A 26,440-nucleotide genomic window follows, 5' to 3' on the forward strand; every position below is an offset into this window, starting at 1 on the left:
AGAGCGCGATGAGCACACCGCCAACGTACGTGTACGCCTTTGCCGAGGGCAGCCGGGAGATGGCCGGCCTGCTCGGCGGCAAGGGAGCCGGCCTGGCCGAGATGACCCGGCTCGGACTACCCGTGCCACCGGGCTTCACCGTCACCACCGAAGCCTGCAAGGTCTACCTCGCCACGGGGGAGGAACCACTCGCACTCGGCATCGAGGAGGCCCGTGCCCTGGCCGGCCTGGAACGGGCCATGGGACGCACCCTCGGTGCGCCCGACGATCCGCTCCTGGTGTCCGTACGCTCCGGCGCCCGCTTCTCGATGCCCGGCATGATGGAGACCATCCTCGACATCGGTCTCAACGACGAGTCCGTCGCCGGCCTCGCCAAGGCGTCCGGACAGGAGCGGTTCGCCTGGGACTCCTACCGGCGGCTCGTGCAGATGTTCGGCCGCACGGTGCTGGGCGTCGACGGTGACCTCTTCGAGCAGGCCATCGCCGCGCACAAGGCGCGGCGCGGGACACGCGACGACCACGACCTGGATGCCAGGGAACTCGCCCTGATCACCGAGGAGTTCAAGGTGATCATCCGCCGGGAGACGGGTGACGACTTCCCTCAGGATCCCGTCGAGCAGCTCCAGCGCGCCATCCGTGCGGTCTTCGACTCCTGGAACGGCGAACGCGCCCGCGTCTACCGCCACCGCGAACACATCCCCGACGACCTGGGTACCGCCGTCAACGTCCAGGCGATGGTGTTCGGCAACCTCGGCCCCGACTCCGGCACCGGCGTCGCCTTCACCCGCGACCCCGCCACCGGCGCCCGCGGCATGTACGGCGACTACCTGCCCGACGCCCAGGGCGAGGACGTCGTCTCCGGAGTCCGCGACGCCGTACCCCTGAGCGAGCTGAAGATTCTCGATCCCCGCTCCTACGTCGAACTCGGCGACCACCTGCGCACGCTGGAGAACCACTACCGCGACCTGTGCGACGTCGAGTTCACCGTCGAGCGCGGACGGCTGTGGATCCTCCAGACGCGGGTCGGCAAGCGCACCGCCGAAGCCGCCTTCCGCATCGCCCACGACCTGCGCGAGGAGAAGACGATCACGGCCGACGAGGCACTGGCCCGCGTGGACGGAGCCGAGCTGACCCGGCTGATGTTCCCCCGCTTCGACACCACCCCCGCCGACGTGCCTCTCGCGCTCGAAGGGCTGTCCGTCGTGCCGCTCGGACAGCTGCAGGTTCCCGTAGATCTCCCCGCGCACGGTGATCGCCACCCCCAGCAGGGTGCGCATCGGCGGATGTCCTGGCGGGAAGCCCGCTGCGAGGGGGTGGGTGGGGATGTTGTCGACCCGCAGGGGTTCGGTGTGGTGAATCAGCTGCCCCAGGAGCCCTCTGCCCTGCGGCTGCCGGACCTCTGCCAGGTCGGCCCGCTCCCTCTTGCTGAGGCCGACCGCGATGCTCGGACAGGCCCGTGCACTGCTCGTTCACGACGGCGAGAGCGCCGTAGCGGGCACCGACACGTTCCATTGCGGTGCTCACGATCTGGCGCAGCACCTCGGGCAGTTCCAGTTTCCGGCTGATCGCCAGCACAGCGTCCAGCAGGCCCTGCAAGCGTTCCTGGGCGCGGGCGAGCGCGTTGAGCTGCTCTGTGACGCGTCCTGGCTCGGCGTCCACGCGCAGGTGCTGTCGGGGCGGGAGCGAGTGTTGGTCCGGTTTCATGGCGCCCCTTCGTGAGGGAGCGTGCAGCCCGGTCGTCACGGGGCTGCAGATTCCACGATAGGGCTGGTCATCGCCCTTCGCCGGAAGGGGCTCACCCGCCGGACCGACTCGTGCCGAGCAGGGCTCGGTGGCCCTTGCAGCAGGGCCGTCCGGCCCGTCGCACGTACGCCGGCGGCGAGCGACGATGGATCCCGAGAGATCTGCCGCCGCGGGCCTCGTACCGCGGATGACCTGGGAAGGCGAGGCAGAAAATGATGTTCTGGTATGGCCACGGCATGAACGGCTGGGGCTGGTTCGTGATGTCGCTCAGCACGCTGCTGTTCTGGGCGCTGATCATCACAGTCGGCGCCCTGCTCTTCCGGGCTCTGGCCCGCCCCACCCCTCCCCGCGAAGGCCACAGCTCCTGGCAGAAGACGCCTCCGGGGACCGGCCCTGAACAGATCCTCGCCGAGCGGTACGCGCGCGGCGAGATCGACGACGAGGAATACCACCGCCGTCTGGCCACCCTCCGTGAATCACCCACGGACGCGGCCAAACCCGCAGCCTCGTAGCCGATCGCCCCACGGCGGTCGGAACTCGTAGAGGCGCGAAGCCCTCGCCCCATTCGTGGCCGTGGTCCCGAGACCGGCCTCCTCGGCCACTCGAGTGCAGGACCACATGCGGCGGTACACCCCTCGTGCCACGTTGGACTACGGAATCACCCTTGAGGAGACGGTGGCGATCATGCGAGCTGAACTCGGCGATCAACTCGTCATCGAAAGTCCGAAGACGGGCACCACCCGGCGCGACGGAGAAATCGTCGGACTGCACCATACGGATGGAACACCGCCGTACGACGTGCGTTGGTCGGACACACACGAGGTGACGCTGGTGTTCCCCGGGCTCGACGCGCACGTCCGCCATCTTGAGCATGGGCAGGGGAGTACCGACGAGCCTTCCGGGCGGATCACTGCGGAGAGGGGAGGCGCGTCCGACAGCACTCCCCGGGAGGTGGGACCGAATCCCGGCGACATCGGCCGGCGTGTGGCTGCAGAGCGCGAGCGGCAGGGCTTGAGCAGGGAAGAGACTGCCCGCCGTGCTGCGATGGCTCCGGACTACCTCGCGTACCGGGAAGAACGCCAGGCCGATCCGAGCCTGGCGACGCTCATCCGGCTCGCCTCGGCGCTCGGTACCAGCGTCGCAGCACTGCGCGGGGGCGGTATCGATCTGCCGCCGGGCCGGGAACACGCCCTCCTGCACCCCCAGCTTCGGGATCTCGGCACCGACGAATGCCGCGCTCTGCTCTCCACGCACGGTGTGGGGCGGGTAGCGGTGTCGACCCCCGGGGGTCCGGCGGTCGTACCGGTGAACTACGAGGTCATCGATAACGCGATCGTCTACCGGACGATGCCCGACTCGGTGTCTGCGGCGGCTGTGGGCGCGGAGGTCGCCTTCGAGGTCGACCATGTGGACGAGGCGATGAGCCAGGGCTGGAGTTCTCGTCGTCGGTCCTGCGCGAGTCGTCACAGAGCCCGACGCCGTGCGACGGCTGGCCGAGCACGCCCGCACCGAGCCGTGGGCGGGCGGCAAGCGTGAGATGTGGGTGTCGATCCAGCCCGAGCGGCTCACGGGCCGCCGCATCAGGCCGGCCGACCAGTGAGAGGCCGTTCCATCCACGCATCCGTCACCGCGTGCTCTCTGGTCCAGCCGGTTTGGCGGGCCGGCCGGTCAGTTGCGCCTCGACATCGACCACACCTTCGACGGCACGGGCGAGACGTGTGGCAACCGAGATGAGCGAGGTGTCGCGGAGCTCGCCGCGGAGGATGACGACTCCCTCGTGCACGTGCACATGGATCGTGTGACTGAGGGCGGGGAACAAGCAGGAGACCACGGTGCGGCGGACCTCTTCCGCGATGTCCTCGTCCGACCGCAGGAACACTTTCAGCAGATCGCCGCGGCTGACGACGCCCCGCAGCATGCCCGCTTCATCGACCACAGGCAGCCTCTTGACGTGGCGCACGGCCATGATCCGGGCTGCCTGAGCCAAGGTGGCCCCGGGGCGCACCGTGACCGCAGGGGCGCTCATGAGCTCTGCTGCGGTCACCGCCCTCGCCTTGGCGAGTTCGCACTGGCGCCCGAGTTGGTCACTGAGACCCGAGGCGCTGTCACGGAACTGCTCCGTGGGCAGTAGATCGGCCTCGGAGACCACACCGATGACGCGTCTTTCGCCATCCAGGACCGGCAGTGCACTGACCTTCCATTGCTCCATGGTCCGGACGATCTCCTTGAAGGGTGCGTCGCGACCGACAGCCACGACCGTCAGGGTCATCACATCGCTCACGAGGTGCGGAGTCTCGGGCATCTCAGACTTCCTCCACTCGCCTCATCACAGCACCGGGCCTGCGCGCTGTACAGGAAAGCGCTTTGCCTTGTTCCTCGCGGCCGTATGAGCCCACCGTCTCTGCAAACCGGCGGGATGGCACGCGGGGCGAAGACGGCCCGATCCGTGGCGGCGGCGAGCACGTGCCTTACGCTCCGAAATCAGGGCAAAATCGGATGGCTGATGCGAGGGTCCTCATCTCCTGGGGTTGCCGAGGTTGCTTCACGGAACGGGCCTGTGGGAGACGAGCATGGCGTGGTTGGTCTCGCTGGTAGGGGTTGGGCTGGTCATGGCCGCCTTGCGAGATCTGTTCCATACCCTCTGGCACCCCACCCGCCATGCCGGCCTGAGCCGCCTCGTCATGACGGGGATGTGGAGATTGGCCCGGCGTCTGCGCGCCCGCAGACGCGTGGTCGGTCTCGTCGGCCCTCTCGCCATGGTGACGGTGGTCGGTCTCTGGGCCGCCGTCATCATCCTCGGCTGGGCGATCATCTACTGGCCCCATATGCCGGGGGCGTTCACGCTCACGCCCGGTTCCAGGGCAGCGCAGCAGCCGGCACTCCTCGACTCCGTCTACCTGTCACTCGTCACCGTCGCCACCCTCGGGTTGGGTGACATCACACCAGCCGAAGGGTGGCTTCGCCTGGTCTCGCCACTGGAGGCGCTCGTCGGCTTCGCCCTCCTGACGGCCACGGTCTCCTGGGTGCTCGAGATCTACCCCGCGCTGACCCGCAGAAGGGTGCTGGCCATCCGGTTGGCGCTCCTGCGCGACTCGGCTCCTACGACCCAGCAGCTTGACAGCGTCGCCGGGGCGCTGCTGCTGGACAGCTTGGCCACCGAGGTCGTGCGCGTCCGCATCGACTTCACCCAGTACGCCGAGGCCTACTACTTCCATGACGGGGAGGATCACTCCTCGCTGGCGGCCATCCTTGGGTACGCCTCTGCCCTTGCCCAGCGCGGCCAGGCCGCGCAGCGGCCGGACGTCCGACTGACCGGAGACTTGCTCGCCAACGCACTGGAAGACCTCGCTGGCATCCTTGACCAGCGTTTTCTCCACACGGGGGGTCCCTCGGCGACGGTCTTCGCTGCCTACGCCGCTGACCACGGACGCAGCGTCAGCCAACCCTGACGTTGCCTGGGGTCCGGCCCATGGCTGACTCGCGCTCTTCTCTGCTTGTCGCGTGTTGTCGAGACTCTCGGTTCAGGACGGTGCGGGGGAGGTTGAGATGGCTACGCGGCGTGGACGGATTCCGGTTGGCTGTCGCCGGTGGAGGGTGGGGGCGAGGCAGATCGTGCTCGGCGGTGGCGGGCTGCTGCTCATCCTGGTGGTGTTCTGGTCGGCGGTGTGGCCCTACGTCGTAGGAGGCGTACTCCTTTCCGGTCTGGCCGCGGCGGGCTGGTGGCTGTGGCGTGCGGACCGGAGGGTGCGTGCCCGGGACCGCCGGTGGCGGCAGGAAGAGTCGGTGAAGGCCGGGCGGCGGGCCCTGGCCGACGTGGACGCGATGACCGGAACCGAGTTCGAGGAGCTGGTCGCCGCCCTGTGCCGCCGGGACGGGTGCACAGAGGTCCGGCGGGTGGGCGGCTCCCACGACAACGGTGCCGACGTCCTTGGTCGGCTTCCTGACGGCCGGACGATGGTCATCCAGTGCAAGCGGTACGCGCCCAGCAGCACCATCGCCAGCCGTGAGTTACGCGACCTGCTCGGCGCCAAGGTGCACTTCCAGGCCGACGTTGCGGTGTTCGTGACGACCACCAGGTTCAGCCGGCCCTCCGAGAGGTTCGCGGTGGAGCATGGCATTCTCGCCGTCCACCGCGATCACCTCGGTCTGTGGAACAACGGGACGTCCCTGCTGTCGCTGAGCCGTGTGAACGGTCGCGGTCAGGGAGACGCTCGTCACCGGACGCGTTGGAAGCAGGCTTACGGGAAGTGAACGGCACTTCAGGGCGGCTGGTGCTGGTGTCGTAGATCTTCCACGCGGGGTACCGCTGGGCCGCGCCGTCCTTTTCGCCGCCGTCGAGGAGCTGGCGGCGACGCAGTATCAGACGCAGGTGGCGTGCCTCGTCACTGCCGTCGTCCGGACCGCGATCGAGCAGTACGGCCTTGGGCCGGCAGCATCTGGACGGCGTACCAGTACGTCGGCGGGGTGCCCGTTGACGCTCTCGCCGAGCGTCACTGTCGTCCGGTGCGCGCATTGGTTCGCACCGTCCTTTCCAGGAGGGTGCGCGAAGCGGACTGCACGCCGACCTCGGCGGTGCCGAGCATCGCAGCCAGGGCCATGTCATCGACGTCGGCGACCTGCGCGTATCCGCTTCGCCAGATGCTTCGGCGGTCGCGAAGCCGGCAAGAGCAAGGCAACCCTCCGCGCGGTCGCCTTCGAACGCCCCCAAACCTGTCTTCCGGAGGAAGCGGCTGCGCCGCCACGAGCCGAAGAATCGGGCGTGAGCGAGCTGTCGCGCTCTGGTCTCCAGCTCGTCCCTGGACCGAAGCTTGTACGCCTCGCGCCGGTACTGCTCCACTCGCCCGTCGCGCAGGTGGTCGAAGAGGCTGGCCTCGAGACTGAGAACGCCTCGACCCGGGTGCCGTTCAACCGGAAGACATGGTCCGTGCCGACGAAGGTGAAGCCGCCGATCTCGTGATCGATGTCCTGCACGATTCACGTACCGGCATGCGTGAAGCCCTCGAAGTGACGTCGGCCTTGTCGCTCCGTCAGGTACCGGGCGGTGGGCTCGCCGCCGCCTGTGGAGCCCATCAGCCCGGCAGCTCCTGCACGAACCAGGGCGGTGCGGAACCACGCGTACTCGTTCGCTGGCCTCGTCCTGCCTGCCGCTCCATGGTGGGCAGCCGCCCCGGCCGCGGCGGCCTCGCGACCTGCAGTCTCCTCCCGGCTGGTGGCTCAGGCTGACATCGACGACGTCCGCAAACTGACCACCTTCTACTCCGCGAGGGACCAGCAGCGCGGTGGAGCCTCGGGGCGCTCGGCCCCGGCCGGGCCGTGTACGGCCAGCTGAGGCGTCCCGAGCTCATGTCCACTGCTGATACCGCGGTCGACCACCTCGGAGACGGACTACCGGACGGGGGTGTCGTGGTCCTCGGTGATCTTGCTTCGGCCCTACTGCGTGGGGGTGACATCGACCAAGGCGTCTACGTGGCACGCCACTTTGCTGCGGCGGCACAGGCCAAGCCCAACACCATGGGCAAGGAGCGGGCGGCGGCTAGAAGCTCGTCCTCGGTGAGGCTTACTCGGATTCCGGATACGTCGTGGTGCACGAGACCGGGGAAGCCTTCACGATCAAGCAGCTCCGCAGACGCGCTTACCGGCTCATGGAGATCCTTGAACTCCGCGGAGTGCGCCTCTACGACGCTCGCTCCTCCTGCCTCACATACCTCGTCAACAAAGGCGTGCCGGATCACATCCTTGCCCGGTGGGCCGGACACACGAACGTCAAGACCACCAAGAAGTGGTACGTGAAGCCGGACATGGAGGACCTCCGCGGAGCCGCCACAACGTGGGACGGCCTGCACGGTGCTGCGACGGAGGGGCAAGCGTGACTCAGGCGGCCTGTCGATTGAGCGATCTGCCCAGCCGTATGGCAGTCAAATCGAGTAGACCCGGAGGCCGCTGCTGGCTGTGGACCAGCGACGGCAAGGGGGGAGGGGCGGCCAGGCTGCGGCCAACGTCTCCCCTCCTGCGAGGGAAGGCAGAGCTTGCCCGCCGTGTGGCCCTCGGGCTGTTCGTCGGTGAATCCCGGAAGGTTTTCAGGTGCGTCATGCCGATCCTTGGGGACGGCACTACACGCTTTGCTGCAAACCAGACCGTCTGGAAGCCGTGCCGAGGGTGCGAAGCTGTGCGGCGCAGGGATTGGGAGGGTGCGCGAGCCGGGAGGACGCACCGTCCCCACGGTCAGGTGTGCACATCGAAGAACCCGTACGTGGACCCATGAGGATCTCGGTGGTGCCGGGCGTGCCGCGCCGCGAGGTCACGAGCCGCCGGGTTCACCTGGCCGTGTGAGATTTCGTGAGACGTGAGAGGGTCTGGGGCGTGAGTGAGACACCCCCGAACACCCTGCAATACCGCTTCGACGGGCCAGAAGACGCTCCGGTCCTGATCCTGGGTCCCTCACTGGGCACCACCTGGCACATGTGGGACCGCCAGGTGCCGGAGCTGGCCGAGCAGTGGCGGGTCTTCCGTTTCGATCTGCCCGGCCACGGCGGCGCCCCGGCCCACCCGGCCGGTTCGGTCGCCGAGCTGACCGCCCGGCTGCTGGCCACGCTGGACGCGCTCGGCGTGCAGCGGTTCGGCTACGCGGGCTGTGCGCTGGGTGGCGCGATCGGCATCGAGCTGGCCCTGCGCCACCCCGAGCGGATGGCCTCGCTGGCGCTCGTCGCCGCCTCGCCCCGGTTCGGCACCGCGGACGAGTTCCGGCAGCGCGGGGTGGTCGTCCGCACCAACGGCCTCGACCCGATCGCCCGGACCGCGCCCGACCGCTGGTTCACCGGCGGGTTCGCCGCCGCGCAGCCCGCGATCACCGAGTGGGCCGTGCAGATGGTCCGCACCACCGACCCCGGCTGCTACATCGCCGCCTGTGAGGCCCTCGCCGCCTTCGACGTACGGCCCGAGCTGGGCCGGGTCGGCGTGCCGACGCTGGTGCTGGTCGGCTCCGACGACCAGGTCACCGGCCCGGCCGAGGCCCGCACCCTGGTCGCCGGCATCCCCGACGCCCGGCTCGCGGTCGTCCCCGGCGCCTCCCACCTGGTGCCGGTCGAGCAGCCCGCAGCCGTCACCGACCTGCTCGTCCACCACTTCTCCACCGCCTGGCAGCAGCCCTTCGACACCGGGCAGACCGCGCTGCCGACCGCCGCCGCGGTCCCGGCCGCGCCGCCGCAGCCCGCGCCGGTCGCCGAGATCGCCCCCGCGGCCGTACCGGAACAGCCCGCCGGGCCGCCGGACCGGTACCAGACCGGGCTGAAGATCCGCCGCGAGGTGCTCGGCGACGCGCACGTGGACCGGGAGCTGTCCCAGGCCGACGAGTTCTCCGGGGCCTTCCAGGAGTTCGTCACCCGGTACGCCTGGGGTGAGGTCTGGGACCGGCCGGGCCTGGACCGCCGTACCCGCAGCTGCATCACGCTCACCGCGCTGGTCGCGGGCGGCCACCTGGAGGAGCTGGCCTTCCACACCCGGGCGGCGCTGCGCAACGGGCTCACCCCGGACGAGATCAGGGAGGTGCTGCTGCACGCGGCCGTCTACTGCGGGGTCCCGGCCGCGAACAGCGCGTTCCGGGTGGCCCAGCAGGTCATCCGGGAGGAGACCACACCGGCCGGGTAGCGCCCGCCGGGCGGCCGCAGGCGGCAGGATGGGGAGCCATGAAGCTCACGAAGAAGTCCCACGCCTGCGTCCGCCTCGAGAAGGAGGGGCAGACGCTCGTCATCGACCCGGGCGGGTTCAGCGAGGAGGACGCCGCGCTCGGCGCGGACGCGATCCTGGTCACGCACGAGCACCCGGACCACTTCGACGAGTTCCGGCTGCGGGCCGCCATGGAGAACAACCCGGCCGCCGGGATCTGGACGCTGAAGTCCGTCGCCGACCGGCTCACGGCGGCCTTCCCGGGCCGCGTGCACACCGTCGGCCACGGCGACACCTTCACCGCCGCCGGCTTCGACGTCCAGGTCCACGGCGAGCTGCACGCGGTGATCCACCCGGACATCCCGCGCATCACCAACGTCGGCTACCTCGTCGACGGCGGGAAGGTCTTCCACCCCGGCGACGCGTTCACCGTCCCCGACCAGCCGGTGGAGACGCTGATGCTGCCGGTGATGGCTCCCTGGAGCAAGATCGCCGAGGTCATCGACTACGTCCGCGAGGTCGGGCCGCGGCGCGCCTACGACATCCACGACGCCCTGCTCACCGACCTGGCCCGGCCGATCTACGAGGGCCACATCGGCCGGCTCGGCGGCACCGACCACCAGCGGCTCACGCCGGGGGCGTGGACGGAGGTCTGAGCGGCGTTGTCAGAGGCTCCGGGTAGGTTGTGAGGCATGCGCATCGCCACCTGGAACGTCAACTCGATCACCGCCCGCCTTCCCCGGCTGCTGGCCTGGCTGGAGAGCAGCGGCACCGACGTGCTCTGCCTCCAGGAGGCCAAGATCGCCGAGGAGCAGTTCCCGTTCGACCAGCTGCGCGAGCGGGGCTACGAGGCGGCGGTCCACGCGACCGGCCGGTGGAACGGCGTGGCGGTGCTCTCCCGCGTCGGCCTGGCGGACGTCGTCAAGGGACTGCCCGGCGACCCCGGCTACGACGGCGTGACGGAGCCCCGCGCCCTCTCGGCGACCTGCGGCCCGGTCCGCGTCTGGTCGGTGTACGTGCCGAACGGCCGCGAGGTGGGCCACCCGCACTACGCGTACAAGCTCCAGTGGTTCGAGGCCCTGAAGGCCGCCGTGTACGGCGACGCGCAGGGCAGCCGCCCGTTCGCCGTGCTGGGCGACTACAACGTGGCGCCGACGGACGACGACGTCTTCGACCCGGCCGCCTTCGAGGGCTCCACCCACGTCACCCCCGCCGAGCGCGCCGCCCTCGCCTCCCTGCGCGAGGCGGGCCTGGACGACGTCGTGCCGCGCCCCCTGAAGTACGACCGCCCGTTCACCTACTGGGACTACCGCCAGCTCTGCTTCCCGAAGAACCGCGGCATGCGCATCGATCTGGTGTACGGCAACCGGCCGTTCACCGAGGCCGTCAAGGACGCCTACGTCGACCGCGAGGAGCGCAAGGGCAAGGGCGCCTCCGACCACGCGCCGGTGGTGGTCGACCTGGACGTGTGATGCCACGCTGGGTCCATGCACCTTCCGTTCCTGGGCCCCCGGCACAAGAAGAACGGTGACGTGCGGCTGCCCGCCGACCCCGAGGCGGTCGCCGCGCTGCTGTCCGAGTGCGAGCTGCTGCGCTCGCAGGCGGCCCGGGCGGGCGTCCGCCTCGACGACACCCCGGCCTCCCTGGAGGCCCTGGACCAGATGGCGCCGCGCTGGCGGGACGACCCCGAGACGCTCCCCGGGCTGGGCCACGACGCCGGGCTCTACCTGGGCACGGTCGTGGTGCGCACCGTACCGGGCGCCGCCTGGCAGATCCGGTCCGACGGCGAACCCGTCGTACGGCTCGCCTCCGGCCGTGCGGTCGAGGTGGTGCCGGCCGGGCAGGAGTGGGCGGCGAGCGGGGTCCCCGAACTGTCCCAGCTGTACGCGGAGATCGCCGAGAGCTGACTCCGGCGGCCCCCTGCACCGTCCCTGGGCGGCAGGCCGTGCCGCCGTCGAACGCGGCCGGCGGGCGGCCGCGTTCGCGCTCGGTGTGCGCAAGACGCAGGTCATGGTGCACGTCCTGGTCCCGCACGCGGGGCGCGCCGGGCCGCCCGCCATCGCCGGCCGGCTGGTGGCCGCTCTGAAGGACGGCTCCCTCGGCTTTCCCATCACCTACGAGGAGTTCCTCCATGCCGGGAAGCTCATCGTCTCCGATCTCGACTACGATTTGCCGTTCATCCCTGTGGTGATGGTGATCGCGCCGATCCGCGTCGGGATGTGCACGCTGCTCTCGTGGTGCGCCGACTGGGTGTCCCGGCGTGAGCGGCGCAGCCCAAGACCAGGGGCGTGGCGGTCGCCGCGTCCGGGCCGGGGGCGCTGCTGCCGGGTGGGGTGCCCCCCCACGGCCCCGCGACCGTGAGGGGGGCGGCAGTTGACACGGGCCAGGCTCGTCCGGCGGCAGCCGGAGATCACTGCTCGCCGAGCGGGACGGACACGTACGACGGGTCGTCCACGGGGGAGGAGAAGGTCAGCTGCGCGCCGGACGGGTTGTGCTCGGCGTAGAGCGGGTCGACCGTGTCGACCACCAGCGCGAGGCGGTGCCCGGCGGGGACGTCGTAGGCCGTGGAGAACAGGTCCAGGTCGACGGTGAACGGCTCGCCGGGCGTCCGCCCGTGCCAGGAGTACGGCGCGTGCGTGACCAGCTTGCCGAGGCCGAGGCGGCCCACGTCGTACAGGTAGGCGACGAGCGTGCCGCTCTCCTTGGTGGGGGTGAGCGTGGTGTGCAGGCTCGCCGTGCCGCGCACCCGCCGGGCGCTGTCGTACCGCTCCGACTGCCACACGGCCGCCCAGCGGCGCGGCAGCAGCGGCATCGAGGCGATGGGCGGCAGCTGGGCGACCTGGTCCAGGATGCTGGAGAGGAAGACGATCCCGCCGTCCGCGCCGGAGTCGACGTTGGCGTGGATGGTGGTGGAGCCCGCCAGGGCGATCTTCTTCCGGGTCGCGGTCACCGACTTCCAGTCCGGGTAGCCCTCGTACTCCCCCGCGCCACGGGACTTCAGCCGGACCGGCTGTTCGCGGTCGACGCCGTTGTCGGCGCCCCGCAGGTAGTGGTCGAACCAGCGCCGGGTGTCCGTCCACACGTCGTTGGGGATCCCGAACAGACCGGTCAGCTCGGCGGTCGCGTGGTCGCCGGGGCGCAGTTCGAGCCGCTTGGGTCCGGTCAGCTTCTCGTAGAAGGAGGCGTACTGGTTCACCGGGAAGACCGTGTCGCCCCAGGCGTTGGCCAGCATGACGGCGGCGCCGTTGCTGTTCAGCCGGTCGACGTAGGTCATGACGGAGCGTTTCCGTCCCCAGTCGATCATCTCCTGTTCCTTCGACAGGTTCGAGGAGTACAGGTTGTCGAAGATGGCGCGCAGTTCGGCGCTCTCGCGGCCGGTGAGGGTGGCCGCGCCGTCCAGCACGGCCGCCGCCTGGACGTGCTGGGTGCGGCCCGAGTAGATCGAGTCGATCAGGTCGGCCCAGCCGCTGAGCGCGGCCACCGCCTTGACGCGCTTGTCGTGCGCGGCGGCGAGCAGACTGATCCCGGCTCCGTACGACACCCCCGCCATGCCGATGTGCTCGGGGTCGGCCGGGGTGTGCGCCAGGGCCCAGTCGATGACCTTGGAGGCGTCCGCTACGTCGGGCGGACCGGCTACTTCTATCTCGCCGCCGGACTGCCAGAAGCCGCGCACGTTGTAGGTGAGCACCACATAGCCTGCGTCGGCGAGCTGCTGGGCCTGGGCCAGGTACTCGACCTGGGGCAGGCCCCAGCTCGTGGGCAGCACCAGGAGCGGGTAGGTGCGGGTGCCGTCGGCGCCCTCGGGCATGACGACGTTGGCCTTCAGTACGGTGCCGCCGTCGCCGGAGATGTCGACGAACCGGACGTTCGGGGCCGCCGACGCGGCCGGTGCCAGACCGACGACGGTGCCGGCGATCAGCGCCGCCGACACGGCGCCGGCAGCGGAGGCGCGCAGTGCGGTACGACCTTGTCCCACGGGTCACTCCTTACTTGTGTCCATGCAAAGTGACCCGACGGTAACCTCAGAGCCTTACCGCAAGTAACCCGTCGGTAAGTTACGTACGAGTAAAGATTGTTGAAGCCTCACGCGGCGTCACTCGGCGCCGGCGGCGGGCTCGGGCTCCGGCAAGGGCGTCTGCGCCGTCCGCGTCACATCCGCCACCAGCTCCACCACATCGGGGCCGTACGCCTCGGAGTTGACCACCTTCAGCAGCAGGACGAAGGAACCGCCGCCGTACTTGCGGGCCAACCGCTCGTGCTCGCGGGCGAGATAGCGGGTCGCGGCCTGGTTGGTGATGGCGCGCTGGCCGCAGAAGAGGAACACCGGCCGGGTGTCGTGCCGGCCGCCCGCGGTGAGCCGCGCCAGCAGCACGTACTCGCTCCGGCCCGCGTCCACGCGGTACTCCTGCGCGCCGATCCGGAAGGCACCGGCGTCCGGACCGGCGGAGGCCTCCGCGTCCATCCGCACGCCCGGCAGCAGGGAGGAGAGATGGGCCGCCATCCGGCGGTTGGAGGCGGGGCCGCCGACGCAGAACTCCGTGCGCTCGCCGATCCCCTGCTGCGCCACGTCGTGCGCCACCACGCGCGCGTGCGCGTTGCAGTCCTTGATGAGGGCGGACAGTTCCAGCAGCGCGAACACGTCGTGCCGCATCACGGCCAGCTCCGGGCCGCCCGCGTTCCGGTTGACCACCAGCAGCGACTCGGAGTGGTCCGGCAGCCCGAAGAAGGCCTGCTTGCGCCGCAGTCTGCGCCGCCACAGATACGTGCGGGCGAGCCAGCCCAGCGCGGCGGAGACGCCCGCGGCTATGACCCCCAGGACGATGTTGCGCACGTCGTCGTTCATGGCCGCGCATGCTAGCGGGCCCGGGCGACGGCCACGGGGGCCAGGCGTACTGTCGGTAGTACCGGCAATCCGGTTACGCTGCGCGGACTGTCCCGACGGGAGGTACGGATGGGTCGTCCTGGTACGCGGAAACTGGCTGTCCTGGCGGTCTCGGCCGCCATGGTGTCGGTGGGGGCGGCGGCGCCACCCGCAGCGACGGCGAACGCGGCGCCGGCGAAGGTGCCCGTGGCCGTCGGCTACGGCGGCGCGGTCGCCAGCGTCGACGCGGACGCCTCCGCCGCCGGCATCGAGGTGCTGAGGCACGGCGGCAACGCGGTGGACGCGGCCGTCGCCACCGCCGCCGCGCTCGGCGTCACCGAGCCCTACTCCGCGGGCATCGGCGGAGGCGGCTACTTCGTCTACTACGACGCCCGAACCCGCACGGTGCACACCATCGACGGCCGCGAGACCGCACCGCAGAGCGCCGGCGAGGGCCTGTTCACCGAGAACGGCAAGCCGCTCGCCTTCGCCGACGCCGTCAGCAGCGGCCTGGGCGTCGGCACCCCGGGCACGCCCGCCACCTGGCAGAAGGCGCTGGACGAGTGGGGCAGCAAGCGGCTCGGCACCCTGCTGAAGCCCGCCGAGCGGCTCGCCCGCGGCGGCTTCACCGTCGACGACACCTTCCGCGCGCAGACCGCGTCCAACGAGACCCGGTTCCGCTACTTCCCGGACACCGCTGAGCTGTTCCTGCCCGGCGGAAGGCTGCCCGTCGTCGGCTCCACGTTCAAGAACCCCGAACTCGCCCGCACCTACGAGGAACTGGGTCGCGAGGGCATCGGCGCGCTCTACCGCGGCGACATCGGCGACGACATCGTCAGGACCGTCGAGAAACCGCCCGTGGACCCCGCCTCCGGCTGGAACGCCCGCCCCGGCAAGCTCGCCGAGAAGGACCTCGCCGTCTACCGCGCCAAACTCCAGGCGCCCACCAGGACGTCGTACCGCGGCCTGGACGTGTACTCCATCGCGCCCTCCTCCTCCGGCGGCACCACCGTCGGCGAGGCGCTCAACATCCTGGAGCACACGGACCTGTCGAAGGCGAGCGAGGTGCAGTACCTGCACCACTTCGTCGAGGCAAGCCGGATCGCCTTCGCCGACCGCGGCCGCTGGGTCGGCGACCCCGCCTTCGAGGACGTACCGACCAAGCAGCTGCTGTCCCAGCGGTACGCCGACTCGCGCGCCTGCCTGATCAAGGACGACGCGGTGCTCGGCAGCCCGCTCGCGCCCGGCGACCCGCGCCACCCGGCGGCCTGCGGCCAGGGCGGTACGGCGGCCCCGACGACCTACGAGGGCGAGAACACCACCCACCTCACGGTCGCCGACAAGTGGGGCAACGTCGTCGCCTACACGCTCACCATCGAGCAGACCGGCGGCAGCGGCATCACCGTCCCGGGCCGGGGCTTCCTGCTCAACAACGAGCTGACCGACTTCTCCTTCGCCCCGGCCAACCCGGCCGTGCACGACCCGAACCTGCCGGGCCCGGGCAAGCGCCCGCGCTCCTCCATCTCCCCGACCATCGTCCTGGACCGGCACGGCAAGCCGGTGGTGGCGCTCGGTTCACCCGGCGGCGCCACCATCATCACGACCGTGCTGCAGACGCTCACCGGGTTCCTGGACCGGCATCTGCCGCTGGTCGACGCGATCGCCGCACCGCGCGCCAGCCAGCGCAACGCCGCCCAGACCGAGCTGGAGCCGGCGCTGTACGACAGCGGCCTGCGGAAGCAACTGGAGGCCATCGGGCACAGCTTCAAGCAGAACCCGGAGATCGGCGCCGCGACCGGCGTGCAGCGGCTGCCGGGCGGGAAGTGGCTGGCCGCCGCCGAGAAGGTACGGCGTGGCGGCGGCTCGGCGATGGTGGTGGACCCGGAGCGGTAGCGCTCACAACTCCGGCGCGGGCGGCTGTGCTTCCTCGGTACGGAAGGCCAGCCGCCCGTCCTCGACGTCCACCGTCACCCGGCTGCCCGCGGTGACCGTGCCGTTCAGCAGCAGCCGGGACAGCTGGTTGTCCACCTCGCGCTGGATGGTGCGGCGCAGCGGCCGGGCGCCGTACTCCGGCTGGTAGCCGCGCTGGGCCAGCCAGTCGACGGCCGCGCTCGTGAACTCCACCGAGACGCCCTGCCCGTCCAGCAGCCGCCGGGTTCCCTCCAGCAGCAGATCGGTGATCCGCCGCAGCTGGTCGCTCGTCAACTGCCGGAAGACCACGATCTCGTCGATCCGGTTGAGGAACTCCGGCCGGAAGTGCTCGCGCAGCGGCCGCAGGATCTGCTCGCGCCGCGCCTCCTCGTCGGCGTCCGCGCCGCCCGGCCCGAACCCGATCCCGGCACCGCGCCGGGTGATCGCCTCGGAGCCCAGGTTGCTGGTCATCACGATGACCGTGTTGGTGAAGTCCACGGTCCGGCCCTGGGAGTCGGTCAGCCGGCCGTCGTCGAGGACCTGGAGCAGGATGTTGAAGACGTCCGGGTGCGCCTTCTCCACCTCGTCCAGCAGGAGCAGCGAGTACGGGTGCCGGCGCACCACCTCGGTGAGCTGCCCGGCCTCCTCGTGACCGACGTACCCGGGCGGGGCGCCGACCAGCCGGGAGACGGTGTGCCGCTCCTGGTACTCGCTCATGTCGAGGCGCACCATGCGCTCCTCGCTGCCGAACAGCGCCTCCGCCAGCGCCCGGGCCAGCTCGGTCTTGCCGACCCCGGTCGGGCCGAGGAAGAGGAAGCTGCCGATCGGCCGGCGCGGGCTGGCGAGCCCGGCGCGGGAGCGCAGCACCGCCTCCGACACCACGGCGACCGCCTCCTCCTGGCCGACCACCCGCTGGTGCAGGTGCTCCTCCAGGCCGAGCAGCCGCTCCTTCTCCTCCTGGGTCAGCCGGCTGACCGGGATGCCGGTCTGCCGTGACACCACCTCGGCGATGGCCTCCGCCGTCACCGCCAGGTCCTGACCCTCGTCGGCCCGGTCGCCGCCGCTCGCCTCGGCGATCCGCTGCTTCAGCTCGGCGATCCGGTCGCGCAGCTGTTTGGCCTGCTCGTAGTCCTCGTCGGCGACCGCCTGGTCCTTGTCCCGGACCAGCTGCTCGGTCTCGCGCTCCATCGCGCGCACGTCCGTGCCCTTCGTCCGGGCACCGAGCCGGACCCGCGCGCCCGCCTGGTCGATCAGGTCGATGGCCTTGTCCGGCAGCCGCCGGTCGGTGAGATACCGGTCCGACAGCTCGACGGCGGCGACCAGCGCCTCGTCGGTGTAGCGGACCTGGTGGTGGGCCTCGTACCGGTCACGCAGGCCGCGCAGGATCTCGATGGTGTCCTCGACGGTCGGCTCCGGTACCAGGATCGGCTGGAAGCGGCGGGCCAGCGCCGCGTCCTTCTCGATCCGGCGGAACTCCTCCAGGGTGGTCGCGCCCACGATGTGCAGCTCGCCGCGGGCGAGGGCGGGCTTGAGGATGTTCCCGGCGTCCATCGTGCCGCCCTCGCCGCCGGAGCCCGCGCCGACGACGGTGTGCAGCTCGTCGATGAAGACGACCAGCCGGTCGGAGTGGGCGCGGATCTCCTCCACGATGGTGTTCAGCCGCTCCTCGAAGTCGCCCCGGTAGCGGGTGCCGGCCACGACCCCGGTGAGGTCCAGCGCGACCACCCGCCGCCCGGCCAGCCCGTCCGGGACGTCCCCGTCCGCGATCCGCTGGGCCAGGCCCTCCACGATGGCCGTCTTGCCGACGCCCGCGTCCCCGATCAGCACCGGGTTGTTCTTGCCGCGCCGGGACAGCACCTCGATGGTCTGCTCGATCTCCGAGTCCCGGCCGATCACCGGGTCGATCCCGCCCTGCCGGGCCAGGTCGGTCAGATCACGGCCGTACTTGTCCAGGGTCGGCGTGCCGGTGGGCCGCTGCCGCTGCCGTTCGGGGCGCGGCTGCGTGGTCTCCGGGGCCTCGGGCGGCAGGGCTCCCCCCGAGAACCGGGCCGCGTGCAGGATGTGCCCGGCCGCCGAGTCCGGGTTCGCGGCCAGCGCGCTCAGCACGTGCTCCGGGCCGATGTAGCCGGCGCCGCTCGCCCGCGCCATGTCGTGCGCGTCCAGCAGGGCCCGCTTGACCGCCGGGGTCAGCGACAGCGAGGTCGGCGCCGGTGCCTCGCCCGGCGGGTGCTGGACCGGGCCGGCCCGGTCGTCGATCTCGGTCGCGAGCGAGTCCGGGTCCGCGCCCGCCCGGCTGAGCAGGCTCCGGGTGGGCTCGGTCGACACGGCCGCGCGCAGCAGGTGCTGGGTGTCCAGGTCCCGGCTGCCGTGCTCGGCGGCGTACTGGGCGGCTCCTCTGACCAGCTCCCGGGCCGGCTGGCTGAGCAGGCGGCCGATGTCGATGTGGCGCGGCCCCGGGGCTCCGCCGGTTCCGCCGAAGAAGCGGGCCAGGAATTCACCGAAGGGGTCAGGAGGGTAGCCGTTGGTCATCGCGTGGGTTCCTTCGCTGACGACATGCGGAGCGGCCGGGTAACCCGGGGGCGGGTTGCTCATGCCCACGATGACACGATCCGTTGGGGCGGGCATGTTCGCCTGTGGGGGCCGGTCTCCCGGGCTCCGGGAGCTGCGAGCGCGATACGGTGCGCGCGGTCTCGGGCCGGTTCGCGGTGGGCGTGTTCGGGGCCGGGCTGTTGTGCCCCCGGGGGCTGCGAGCGCGATACGGTGCGCGCTGGCTGGGGCCGGCTCGGTGGCGGGCGTGTTGGCCTGTGGGGGTTGTCTCCCGGGCTTGGGCGGCTGCGGGCGCGATACGGTGCGCGCGGTCTCGGGCCGGCTCGCGGTGGGGGTGTTCGGGGCCGGGCTCTCGTGCTCCGGGGGTTGCGGGCGATACGGTGCGCGCGGTCTCGGGCCGGCTCGCGGTGGGCGTGTGCGGGGCTGGTCTCTCGTGTTCCGGGGGTTGCGGGCGCGAGAGGGTGCGCGCTGCCTCGGGCCGGCTCGCGGTGGCGGGCGTGTTGGCCTGTGGGGGCCAGTCTCCCGGGCTTGGGCGGCTGCGGGCGCGATACGGTGCGCGCTGCCTCGGGCCGGCTCGCGGTGGGCGTGTGAGGGGCCGCGCTGTTGTGCCCCGGGGGCTGCGGGCGCGATACGGTGCGCGCTGCCTCGGGCCGGCTCGGTGGCGGGCGTGTTGGCCTGTGGGGGCCGGTCTTCCGGGCTTGGGCGGCTGCGGGCGCGATACGGTGCGCGCGGTCTCGGGCTGGCTCGCGGTGGGCGTGTGCGGGGCTGGTCTCTCGTGTTCCGGGGGTTGCGGGCGCGATACGGTGCGCGCTGGCTGGGGCCGGCTCGGTGGCGGGCGTGTTGGCCTGTGGGGGCCGGTCTCCCGGGCTTCGGCGGCCGCGGGCGTGAGATGAGCGCGCCGGCTCACACCGGCTCGCGTGCCGTCAGGATCCTGGGGCCCGACTCCGTGATCGCGACCGTGTGCTCGACGTGGGCGGCCCGGGAGCCGTCGTCCGTGCACAGGGTCCAGCCGTCGGCCGCCGCGTGGTAGCCGTCCTTGCCGCTCGCGATCAGCATGGGCTCGATGGCGAGGACCATGCCGGGGCGCAGCGGCAGACCGCGGCCGGGGCGGCCCTCGTTGGGGACCTCGGGGTCCTCGTGCATGCGACGGCCCACGCCGTGGCCGCCGAAGCCCTGCGGGATGCCGTAGCCGGCCGTACGGCAGACCCGGCCGACGGCGTGGGCGATGTCGCCGATGCGGTTGCCGGCCACGGCCGCCTCGATGCCCGCCGCCAGTGCCCGCTCGGCGGTCTCGACCAGCCGGACGTCCGCGGGGCGGGCGCGGCCCACCACGAAGCTGGTCGCCGAGTCACCGGCCCAGCCGTCCAGCACCGCGCCGCAGTCGACGGAGAGCAGGTCGCCGTCGCGGAGCCGGTAACGGGTGGGGATGCCGTGCACGATCGCGTCATTCACCGAGGCGCAGATCACCGCCGGGAAGGGGGTGGGGGCGAAGGAGGGGCGGTAGCCCAGGAACGGCGAGGACGCACCCGCCTCGCGCAGCACCTCGCGGGCGACCTCGTCCAGTTCCAGGAGGGAGACGCCGACGCGGGCGGCCTCCCGTACGGCCGTCAGGGCGCGGCCGACGATCTGGCCCGCCGCGTGCATCGCGTCGATCGATGTGTCGGTCTTCAGTTCCACCATTCCAATTACTATACCGGTATTTAAATGGGGTTCGGCGGGTGGGGCGGTATTAGAATGGGCCGCATGGTGCGTACCCCCCTCACCCCTGAAGAGCGCGAACGCGGCGAGCGGCTCGGGCTGCTGCTGCGCGAGGCGCGCGGCGACCGGAGCATGGCCGAGGTCGCCGCCCGGGCGGGCATCTCGGCCGAGACGCTCCGCAAGATCGAGACGGGGCGCGCGCCGACGCCGGCGTTCTTCACCGTGGCCGCCCTCGCCGGCGCCCTCGGTCTGTCGATGGACGACCTGGTCGCCCGGTGCGCCCTCGCGCCCGTCTGACGCGCAGCCCGCACGGCAGGGCGGGCCGCGCAGGGGCCGGGATCCCGCAATGAGTTCTCCGCGCGCTGCCGGAAAACTCTGCGTAGCAAGTCCGTAACACAACTGGTGTTGCCTACCGGGCGTCAGTGCTGACGATCGGGTGGGAGCTGGGCGATGGGTGTGCATCAACTTCCCGGTCCGGTAGGGGAGTTCGCGAGCTACCTGGACGCCTTGCTGGCGCGTCTCGATCCGCGCGGCGGCTGGAGCGGGGTGTTCTGGCAGCGCGACCCCGAGGGCATGCGAGCCTGCCTGGACGGGCGTGAGGTGCCTCCGTGGGACGTGGTGGAGGCGCTGCTGGAGGACCTCGGCGGGGCGTACGGCCCCGCCGCCGCGGCGGCCGAACGGGAACGGGCCCGCGCGCTGCACGCCGCCGCGCTCACCGCGTACGATGCCCGGCCCGGCGCCCGGGACGCGCTGGCCGACCGGCTCGACGTCATGCTCCGCGAGCGGCGGTACGCCGCGGAACGCCAGGCCGAGCTGACCCGCCTGCTGTCCGCGCCGGTGTCCTCGGAGGAGGCCGAGTCCCTCCGCCTCGACCTCGCCTGGGCGCACGACGACCACGATCGCGCCACGGCCCGCTGCACCGAACTCCGCGCCCGCCTGGCACGGCTCGACGGGCAGAGGGCACGCGGAGGGGGCGGCGGAGCGGCGCCCGACGCAGCGGACGGCCGGACGGCACCCGGGGGAGGGGGCGCCGAGGTGACGCCTGGGGGAAGGGGCTCCGGGGCGACGCCGGTCGCTCGGCCTCCCCGGCCCGCAGGCACCCCGGCCGACCCGCCGCGCTTCGGGCCCGCCGGACCCGCAGCAGGGGACCCGCGCTTCGGTGGGGCCGCTCGGTCTGCCGGTGCATCCGCCGGCCAGGCCGCCCCGTCCGCCCCCGCTGCCGTAGCCCCTCCCGAGGAGTCCGGGGCCGCCGGTGCGCCCGGCAGGCCCCGCAAGCGGCGTCGGGGGAGTGCGCGGTTCGCCGGGGTCGTGGAGGCGGACCCGGTGGCCCCGGTCGTCGCGCCGCAGGCGCCCGTGGCCGGGGTACCGGAGGCCGCCGCAGGGCGGCGTACCCCGCGGGGGGCGCGCTTCGCCGGCGTCGAGGAGCCGGCCGAGCCGGTGCGTGTGGCCGTCGCCGCCGTGGACGAGGGGGCCGGAGCGGCCGTCGCCGCAGTCGTGGAGCAACTGACGCGCCTGCGTGCCGAGGGGCGCAGCGGGGAGGCGCACGTGCTGCTGGTCGAGGCCGCGCGGTGGCCCGTGGGCCGGCTGCCGCTGCTCGCGGAGGCCCTGCACCGTGCCGGGCTCGGCGCCGACTGGGCGACACTGCTGTGGGAGGCCGCCGCGCTCCCCGCCGAGCAACTGGTCGCCGCCGCCGACGCGCTCGCCGCGGCCGGGCGGCACGACGACGGGCGGGAGATGCTGCGGCAGGGCGTGGCGCGGCCGGCGGAGCAGATCGGCGCGGTGGTGCTGCGGCTGGACGGCGAGGGGCGGGAGCGGGAGGTGCGGGCGCTGCTGGACGCCTATGTGCGGGTCCGGACGCCCGAGGAGGCCGCCCGGTGTGCCGCCCCCGATCCCCGGCGCCTGGTCCCGCTGCTGCTCCGGGCCGCGCTCGGCGTCTCCGAGGAGCGGCACTGGGACCTCGTGCACGCGCTGCGCGTCGCCGGGCACACCACGTGACCGGAGCCGGGCGGTACTGTCCTGATCTGCCCCTGTCCGCCCGCCCGGGCCGCCGCTCGCTCGCCCACCGGAGTGTGAAACGTGATCGACTCGGCCGGTTGACGGCGATGGTCTTGGCAAGGGCCGTCCGGAGGCTTACTTTCGACCCTCTACGGCCTGCTCTACGGGCGTAGAGGCTCTGACGTCGTGTCGAAGGAGCAGCTCATGGCCAACGTCGTCCGCGCCGCTCTGGTCCAGGCCACCTGGACCGGCGACACCGAGTCCATGGTGGCGAAGCACGAGGAGCACGCCCGCGAGGCGGCCCGCCGGGGCGCGCGGATCATCGGGTTCCAGGAAGTCTTCAACGCCCCCTACTTCTGCCAGGTCCAGGAGCCGGAGCACTACCGCTGGGCCGAGCCGGTGCCCGACGGGCCGACCGTGCGCCGGATGCGGGACCTGGCGCGCGAGACCGGCATGGTGATCGTCGTACCGGTCTTCGAGGTCGAGCAGTCCGGTTTCTACTACAACACCGCCGCCGTGATCGACGCCGACGGCAGCTACCTCGGCAAGTACCGCAAGCACCACATCCCGCAGGTCAAGGGCTTCTGGGAGAAGTACTACTTCAAGCCGGGCAACCTGGGCTGGCCCGTCTTCGACACCGCCGTCGGCAGGGTCGGCGTCTACATCTGCTACGACCGGCACTTCCCGGAGGGCTGGCGGCAACTCGGGCTCAACGGCGCGCAGCTGGTCTACAACCCGTCCGCCACCCACCGGGGCCTGTCCGCCTACCTGTGGCGGCTGGAGCAGCCGGCGGCGGCCGTCGCCAACGAGTACTTCGTCGCCGCCATCAACCGGGTGGGCCAGGAGGAGTACGGCGACAACGACTTCTACGGGACCTCGTACTTCGTCGATCCACGCGGACGGTTCGTCGGTGACGTCGCAAGCGACCAGGGCGAGGAACTCCTCGTCCGTGACCTGGACTTCGACCTCATCGAGGAAGTGCGGCAGCAGTGGGCGTTCTACCGCGACCGCCGCCCGGACGCCTACGAAGGACTGGTGCAGCCGTGAACGACCTCTACTCCCGCCACCGCAGGGTCCTGCCGGACTGGCTCGCCCTGTACTACGACGACCCGATCGAGATCACCCACGGCGAGGGGCGGCACGTCTGGGACTCGTCCGGCCGCCGTTACCTGGACTTCTTCGGCGGGATCCTCACGACCCTGACCGCGCACGCGCTGCCCGAGGTCACCAAGGCGGTCAGCGAGCAGGCCGGGCGGATCATCCACTCCTCGACCCTCTACCTCAACCGGCCGATGGTCGAACTCGCCGAGCGGATCGCCCAGTTGAGCGGCATCCCGGACGCCCGGGTGTTCTTCACGACCTCCGGCACCGAGGCCAACGACACCGCACTGCTGCTCGCCACCACCCACCGGCGCAGCAACACCGTCCTCGCCATGCGCAACAGCTACCACGGCCGGTCCTTCAGCGCGATCGGCGTCACCGGCAACCGCGGCTGGTCCCCGACCTCCCTGTCCCCGCTGCAGACCCTGTACGTCCACGGCGGGGTCCGCACCCGGGGGCCGTTCGCCGGCCTGGACGACCGCGCGTTCACCGACGCCTGCGTCGCCGACCTGAAGGACGTCCTCGGCCACACCCGGCCGCCGGCCGCCCTGATCGCCGAACCCGTCCAGGGGGTCGGCGGTTTCACCTCGCCCCCCGACGGACTGTACGCGGCGTTCCGTGAGGTGCTGCAGGAACACGGGATCCTGTGGATCGCCGACGAGGTGCAGACCGGCTGGGGCCGCACCGGCGACCACTTCTGGGGCTGGCAGGCGCACGCCCGCAGCGGCCCGCCGGACATCGTCACCTTCGCCAAGGGCATCGGCAACGGCATGTCCATCGGCGGGGTCGTCGCCCGCGCCGAGGTCATGAACTGCCTGGACGCCAACAGCATCTCCACCTTCGGCGGCACCCAGGTCACCATGGCCGCGGGCCTCGCCAACCTCGCCCACCTCCTCGAACACGACCTTCAGGGCAACGCCCGGCGCGTCGGCGGACTGCTCATCGAGCGGCTGCGGGCGGTCGCCGCCCAGCTGCCCGGGGTGCGCGAGGTACGCGGACGCGGCCTGATGATCGGCATCGAACTGGTCCGGCCGGGCACGGACGAGGCCGACCCGCAGGCACTCGCCGCCGTGCTGGAGGCGGCACGGGAGGGCGGGCTGCTCATCGGCAAGGGCGGCGGGCACGACACCACCGCCCTGCGGATCACCCCGCCGCTGTCGCTGACCGTCGCCGAGGCCGAGGAGGGCGCGGCGATCCTGGAACGCGCGCTGAGGAGCACGTACTAGAGAACGGGTGTACGGCCATGACCACCATCCCGGAGTCCCGCCACCTGCTCGCGCCGGAACCCGCGCTCTCCGTCCGCCAGGTGCTCACCCTGGAGCGGGTGCTCGCCGGGGAGCCCGAGGTGGTGGCCGGCGCCGCCCAGCTCGACCGGCCGGTGCGCTGGGTGCATGTCGCCGAGGCCGCCGACGTCGGCGTGATGCTGAGCGGCGGCGAGATGGTCCTCACCACCGGGGTGCTGCTCGCCGGGGACGAGGCCCGGCAGGCCGAGTACATCCAGTCCCTGCACCGGGCGGAGGCGGCGGCCGTCGTCCTCGGCCTCGGGCGGGCCTTCCCCGCGCCGCCCGAGGTGATGCGCCGGGCCGCCGAGCGGTGCGGGCTGCCCCTGGTCGTCCTGCACCGGCCGTTCCCCTTCGCCGAGCTGACCGAGGAGGTGCAGTCCCGGCTGGTCCGGCGCAAGTACGCCGCGATCAGCCTGTCGGAGACGGTACGGACCGCGCTCACCGGGCTGATCACGGCCGGGGCCCCGCTGCAACGGCTGCTCGACGAGGTCGCCCGGCACAGCGGCTGCCCCGTCGTCGTCACCAACCTCGCCCACCGCGTCCTCGGCACCGCGGGGGAGCGGTCCGCGGTGGACGACGTGCTGCGCGACTGGGAGCGGATCGCCCGGCAGGCGGGCGGCGGCGCCGGCGACGGCTGGATCCAGGCCGAGCTGGGCGGACGCGGGGAGCGCTGGGGCCGGCTGCTGCTGTGCGGCTACCGGGGCGACGCGGCCACCGGGCGGCTGCTCGCCGACCGGGCCGCCGAGGCCTTGGTGCTGCACCGGATGCTCGGCGGCCCCACCGCGCACAGCTGGGAGGAGCAGTCCGCGCAGAGCCTGCTGACCGACCTCCTCTCCGGGGTGGTACCGGCCCGGCAGCTGCTGCCGCGGGCCCGGGCCGCCGGACTGCCGGTCAACCGGCGCACCTTCGTCCCGCTCGTCGTACAAGGCCACGGAACGGACCAGCTCGACCGGGTGCTGCGGCTGCTCGGGCTGCCCGGCATCGTCGCCGAACTCGCCGACGGAGCCGCCGCCGTGCTGGTCAGCCTCGCCCGCGACCAGGACGCCGACGCGCTCACCGTGCACTTCGCGACCCGGCTGCGGGCCCGGGCGCCGGCCGTGGTCGCCGCCGCCGCTGCCCGTACCGCCTGGGAGGACGTGCCCGCCGCGCTGCGCGAGGCCCGGCACGTCGCCGACGCCGTCGCCGGCTCCCCGGCCGGCCTCGACCTGCCGGCCGTCGTCCGCCTGAAGGACGTCCACCTGCGCGGACTGATCCGGCTGCTGCGCGACGACCCCCAGGTGCAGTCCTTCGCCGAGCGCGAGCTGGACGGGCTGCTGTGCGACGCCGAACCGGAGCTGCTGAACGTCCTGCGCACCTATCTGGCGACGGGCCGCAACAAGTCCCGCACCGCCCAGCTCCACCACGTCTCCCGGCCGGCCCTCTACCGCCGCCTGGAGGCCATACAGACCCGCCTGGGCGTCGACCTGGACGACTTCGAACAGGCGGCCTCCGTGCACATCGCGCTCCTCGCGCACGACGCGCAACAGGGGTGAAACATGCGACGACCAGCGACAACGGCGGTGAAACATGGGACCGGGCACGCGTGACACGGTGGCACGCCGACCGCCCGCGGACGTGACACGCTGCCCATCCAACCGGC

At 72.1% G+C, this 26,440-nt stretch carries 21 protein-coding genes and 3 pseudogenes; 18 read left to right on the plus strand and 6 right to left on the minus strand.

Features of this window, described 5'->3' with window-relative positions; genetic code table 11:
- Positions 1-8: 8 nt before the first annotated feature.
- Positions 9-1,184 (plus strand): annotated as a pseudogene (locus S1361_RS31990) (PEP/pyruvate-binding domain-containing protein); the annotation flags it as partial.
- A gap of 54 nt (positions 1,185-1,238) precedes the next feature.
- Here S1361_RS31990 and S1361_RS40100 read toward each other — a convergent pair.
- Positions 1,239-1,442: pseudogene (locus S1361_RS40100) on the minus strand (GAF domain-containing protein); the annotation flags it as partial.
- Between the two features lie 513 nt (positions 1,443-1,955).
- On the opposite strand from S1361_RS40100, the gene S1361_RS32000 reads away from it, so the two are divergent.
- Positions 1,956-2,255, plus strand: coding sequence for an SHOCT domain-containing protein (locus S1361_RS32000; protein WP_208035357.1), 300 nt, complete (start codon positions 1,956-1,958; stop codon positions 2,253-2,255).
- 172 nt (positions 2,256-2,427) lie between these two features.
- Positions 2,428-3,279, plus strand: a complete 852-nt coding sequence (locus S1361_RS32005; RefSeq protein WP_425088090.1) for a DUF1918 domain-containing protein — start codon at positions 2,428-2,430, stop codon at positions 3,277-3,279.
- 88 nt (positions 3,280-3,367) lie between these two features.
- Here S1361_RS32005 and S1361_RS32010 read toward each other — a convergent pair whose 3' ends face one another.
- On the minus strand, positions 3,368-4,045 hold the full coding sequence (locus S1361_RS32010) for a CBS domain-containing protein (protein ID WP_208035358.1): 678 nt from the start codon (positions 4,043-4,045) through the stop codon (positions 3,368-3,370).
- A gap of 268 nt (positions 4,046-4,313) precedes the next feature.
- Here S1361_RS32010 and S1361_RS32015 point away from each other — a divergent pair, with 268 nt between their 5' ends.
- The 9 genes and pseudogenes from S1361_RS32015 to S1361_RS32055 all read left to right on the plus strand — a co-directional run.
- A complete protein-coding gene (locus S1361_RS32015; protein ID WP_208035359.1) occupies positions 4,314-5,192 on the plus strand; it encodes a potassium channel family protein in 879 nt (292 codons plus the stop codon).
- Positions 5,193-5,337: 145 nt separating this feature from the next.
- Positions 5,338-5,994: a restriction endonuclease gene (locus S1361_RS32020; RefSeq protein ID WP_243769375.1), complete on the plus strand. Its 657-nt coding sequence runs from the start codon at positions 5,338-5,340 to the stop codon at positions 5,992-5,994.
- 508 nt (positions 5,995-6,502) lie between these two features.
- The gene (locus tag S1361_RS32025; RefSeq protein WP_208035361.1) at positions 6,503-6,700 is read left to right on the plus strand and encodes a hypothetical protein; all 198 of its coding nucleotides are present in this window, start codon (positions 6,503-6,505) and stop codon (positions 6,698-6,700) included.
- A 622-nt stretch (positions 6,701-7,322) separates the two neighbouring features.
- Complete coding sequence (locus S1361_RS32030) at positions 7,323-7,613, plus strand: tyrosine-type recombinase/integrase (protein WP_243769376.1); 291 nt, start codon at positions 7,323-7,325, stop codon at positions 7,611-7,613.
- Between the two features lie 490 nt (positions 7,614-8,103).
- A complete protein-coding gene (pcaDC, locus tag S1361_RS32035) occupies positions 8,104-9,387 on the plus strand; it encodes a bifunctional 3-oxoadipate enol-lactonase/4-carboxymuconolactone decarboxylase PcaDC (protein WP_208035362.1) in 1,284 nt (427 codons plus the stop codon).
- A 38-nt stretch (positions 9,388-9,425) separates the two neighbouring features.
- Positions 9,426-10,061: an MBL fold metallo-hydrolase gene (locus S1361_RS32040; RefSeq protein WP_208035363.1), complete on the plus strand. Its 636-nt coding sequence runs from the start codon at positions 9,426-9,428 to the stop codon at positions 10,059-10,061.
- Positions 10,062-10,097: 36 nt separating this feature from the next.
- Positions 10,098-10,877, plus strand: coding sequence for an exodeoxyribonuclease III (locus S1361_RS32045; RefSeq protein ID WP_208035364.1), 780 nt, complete (start codon positions 10,098-10,100; stop codon positions 10,875-10,877).
- 15 nt (positions 10,878-10,892) lie between these two features.
- Positions 10,893-11,312, plus strand: a complete 420-nt coding sequence (locus tag S1361_RS32050) for a DUF6278 family protein (RefSeq protein WP_208035365.1) — start codon at positions 10,893-10,895, stop codon at positions 11,310-11,312.
- A gap of 40 nt (positions 11,313-11,352) precedes the next feature.
- Positions 11,353-11,744 (plus strand): annotated as a pseudogene (locus S1361_RS32055) (amino acid ABC transporter permease); the annotation flags it as partial.
- 71 nt (positions 11,745-11,815) lie between these two features.
- On the opposite strand, the gene S1361_RS32060 reads toward S1361_RS32055, so the two are convergent.
- The gene (locus S1361_RS32060) at positions 11,816-13,381 is read right to left on the minus strand and encodes a CocE/NonD family hydrolase (RefSeq protein WP_208035366.1); all 1,566 of its coding nucleotides are present in this window, start codon (positions 13,379-13,381) and stop codon (positions 11,816-11,818) included.
- A gap of 117 nt (positions 13,382-13,498) precedes the next feature.
- Entirely contained in the window at positions 13,499-14,248 is a 750-nt protein-coding gene (locus tag S1361_RS32065) for a hypothetical protein (RefSeq protein WP_208035367.1), read from the minus strand.
- 108 nt (positions 14,249-14,356) lie between these two features.
- Here S1361_RS32065 and ggt point away from each other — a divergent pair, with 108 nt between their 5' ends.
- Complete coding sequence (gene ggt, locus S1361_RS32070; RefSeq protein ID WP_208035368.1) at positions 14,357-16,159, plus strand: gamma-glutamyltransferase; 1,803 nt, start codon at positions 14,357-14,359, stop codon at positions 16,157-16,159.
- A gap of 3 nt (positions 16,160-16,162) precedes the next feature.
- Here ggt and S1361_RS32075 read toward each other — a convergent pair whose 3' ends face one another.
- Complete coding sequence (locus tag S1361_RS32075; protein ID WP_208036859.1) at positions 16,163-18,706, minus strand: ATP-dependent Clp protease ATP-binding subunit; 2,544 nt, start codon at positions 18,704-18,706, stop codon at positions 16,163-16,165.
- Positions 18,707-19,627: 921 nt separating this feature from the next.
- Positions 19,628-20,404 (minus strand): type I methionyl aminopeptidase, encoded by a 777-nt coding sequence (gene map / locus S1361_RS32080; RefSeq protein WP_208035369.1) that lies wholly within the window; start codon positions 20,402-20,404, stop codon positions 19,628-19,630.
- 63 nt (positions 20,405-20,467) lie between these two features.
- Between map and S1361_RS32085 the strand changes: the two genes are divergently transcribed.
- The 5 genes from S1361_RS32085 (at position 20,468) to S1361_RS32105 (ending at position 26,333) form a co-directional block, all read left to right on the plus strand.
- Positions 20,468-20,719, plus strand: coding sequence for a helix-turn-helix domain-containing protein (locus S1361_RS32085; protein WP_208035370.1), 252 nt, complete (start codon positions 20,468-20,470; stop codon positions 20,717-20,719).
- Positions 20,720-20,872: 153 nt separating this feature from the next.
- Entirely contained in the window at positions 20,873-22,417 is a 1,545-nt protein-coding gene (locus S1361_RS32090; RefSeq protein WP_208035371.1) for a hypothetical protein, read from the plus strand.
- Between the two features lie 204 nt (positions 22,418-22,621).
- Complete coding sequence (locus S1361_RS32095) at positions 22,622-23,464, plus strand: nitrilase-related carbon-nitrogen hydrolase (RefSeq protein ID WP_208035372.1); 843 nt, start codon at positions 22,622-22,624, stop codon at positions 23,462-23,464.
- The gene (locus tag S1361_RS32100; RefSeq protein WP_208035373.1) at positions 23,461-24,744 is read left to right on the plus strand and encodes an aspartate aminotransferase family protein; all 1,284 of its coding nucleotides are present in this window, start codon (positions 23,461-23,463) and stop codon (positions 24,742-24,744) included. Before S1361_RS32095 ends, S1361_RS32100 begins: the two co-directional genes overlap by 4 nt.
- Positions 24,745-24,761: 17 nt before the next feature.
- A complete protein-coding gene (locus S1361_RS32105) occupies positions 24,762-26,333 on the plus strand; it encodes a PucR family transcriptional regulator (protein ID WP_208035374.1) in 1,572 nt (523 codons plus the stop codon).
- Positions 26,334-26,440: the final 107 nt, after the last annotated feature.

Origin of the sequence: Streptomyces cyanogenus (assembly GCF_017526105.1) — a bacterium.
Classification (GTDB): Bacteria; Actinomycetota; Actinomycetes; order Streptomycetales; family Streptomycetaceae; genus Streptomyces; species Streptomyces cyanogenus.

Bases quoted from the DNA above. Each gene is read 5' to 3' on its own strand.
- S1361_RS32090 (WP_208035371.1), top strand. From the start codon at position 20,873: ATGGGTGTGCATCAACTTCCCGGTCCGGTAGGGGAGTTCGCGAGCTAC.
- S1361_RS32005 (WP_425088090.1), top strand. From the start codon at position 2,428: ATGCGAGCTGAACTCGGCGATCAACTCGTCATCGAAAGTCCGAAGACG.
- S1361_RS32105 (WP_208035374.1), top strand. From the start codon at position 24,762: ATGACCACCATCCCGGAGTCCCGCCACCTGCTCGCGCCGGAACCCGCG.
- S1361_RS32085 (WP_208035370.1), top strand. From the start codon at position 20,468: ATGGTGCGTACCCCCCTCACCCCTGAAGAGCGCGAACGCGGCGAGCGG.
- map (WP_208035369.1), bottom strand. From the start codon at position 20,404: ATGGTGGAACTGAAGACCGACACATCGATCGACGCGATGCACGCGGCG.
- S1361_RS32065 (WP_208035367.1), bottom strand. From the start codon at position 14,248: ATGAACGACGACGTGCGCAACATCGTCCTGGGGGTCATAGCCGCGGGC.
- ggt (WP_208035368.1), top strand. From the start codon at position 14,357: ATGGGTCGTCCTGGTACGCGGAAACTGGCTGTCCTGGCGGTCTCGGCC.
- S1361_RS32040 (WP_208035363.1), top strand. From the start codon at position 9,426: ATGAAGCTCACGAAGAAGTCCCACGCCTGCGTCCGCCTCGAGAAGGAG.
- S1361_RS32075 (WP_208036859.1), bottom strand. From the start codon at position 18,706: ATGACCAACGGCTACCCTCCTGACCCCTTCGGTGAATTCCTGGCCCGC.
- S1361_RS32015 (WP_208035359.1), top strand. From the start codon at position 4,314: ATGGCGTGGTTGGTCTCGCTGGTAGGGGTTGGGCTGGTCATGGCCGCC.
- S1361_RS32050 (WP_208035365.1), top strand. From the start codon at position 10,893: ATGCACCTTCCGTTCCTGGGCCCCCGGCACAAGAAGAACGGTGACGTG.
- S1361_RS32000 (WP_208035357.1), top strand. From the start codon at position 1,956: ATGATGTTCTGGTATGGCCACGGCATGAACGGCTGGGGCTGGTTCGTG.
- S1361_RS32045 (WP_208035364.1), top strand. From the start codon at position 10,098: ATGCGCATCGCCACCTGGAACGTCAACTCGATCACCGCCCGCCTTCCC.
- S1361_RS32010 (WP_208035358.1), bottom strand. From the start codon at position 4,045: ATGCCCGAGACTCCGCACCTCGTGAGCGATGTGATGACCCTGACGGTC.
- S1361_RS32095 (WP_208035372.1), top strand. From the start codon at position 22,622: ATGGCCAACGTCGTCCGCGCCGCTCTGGTCCAGGCCACCTGGACCGGC.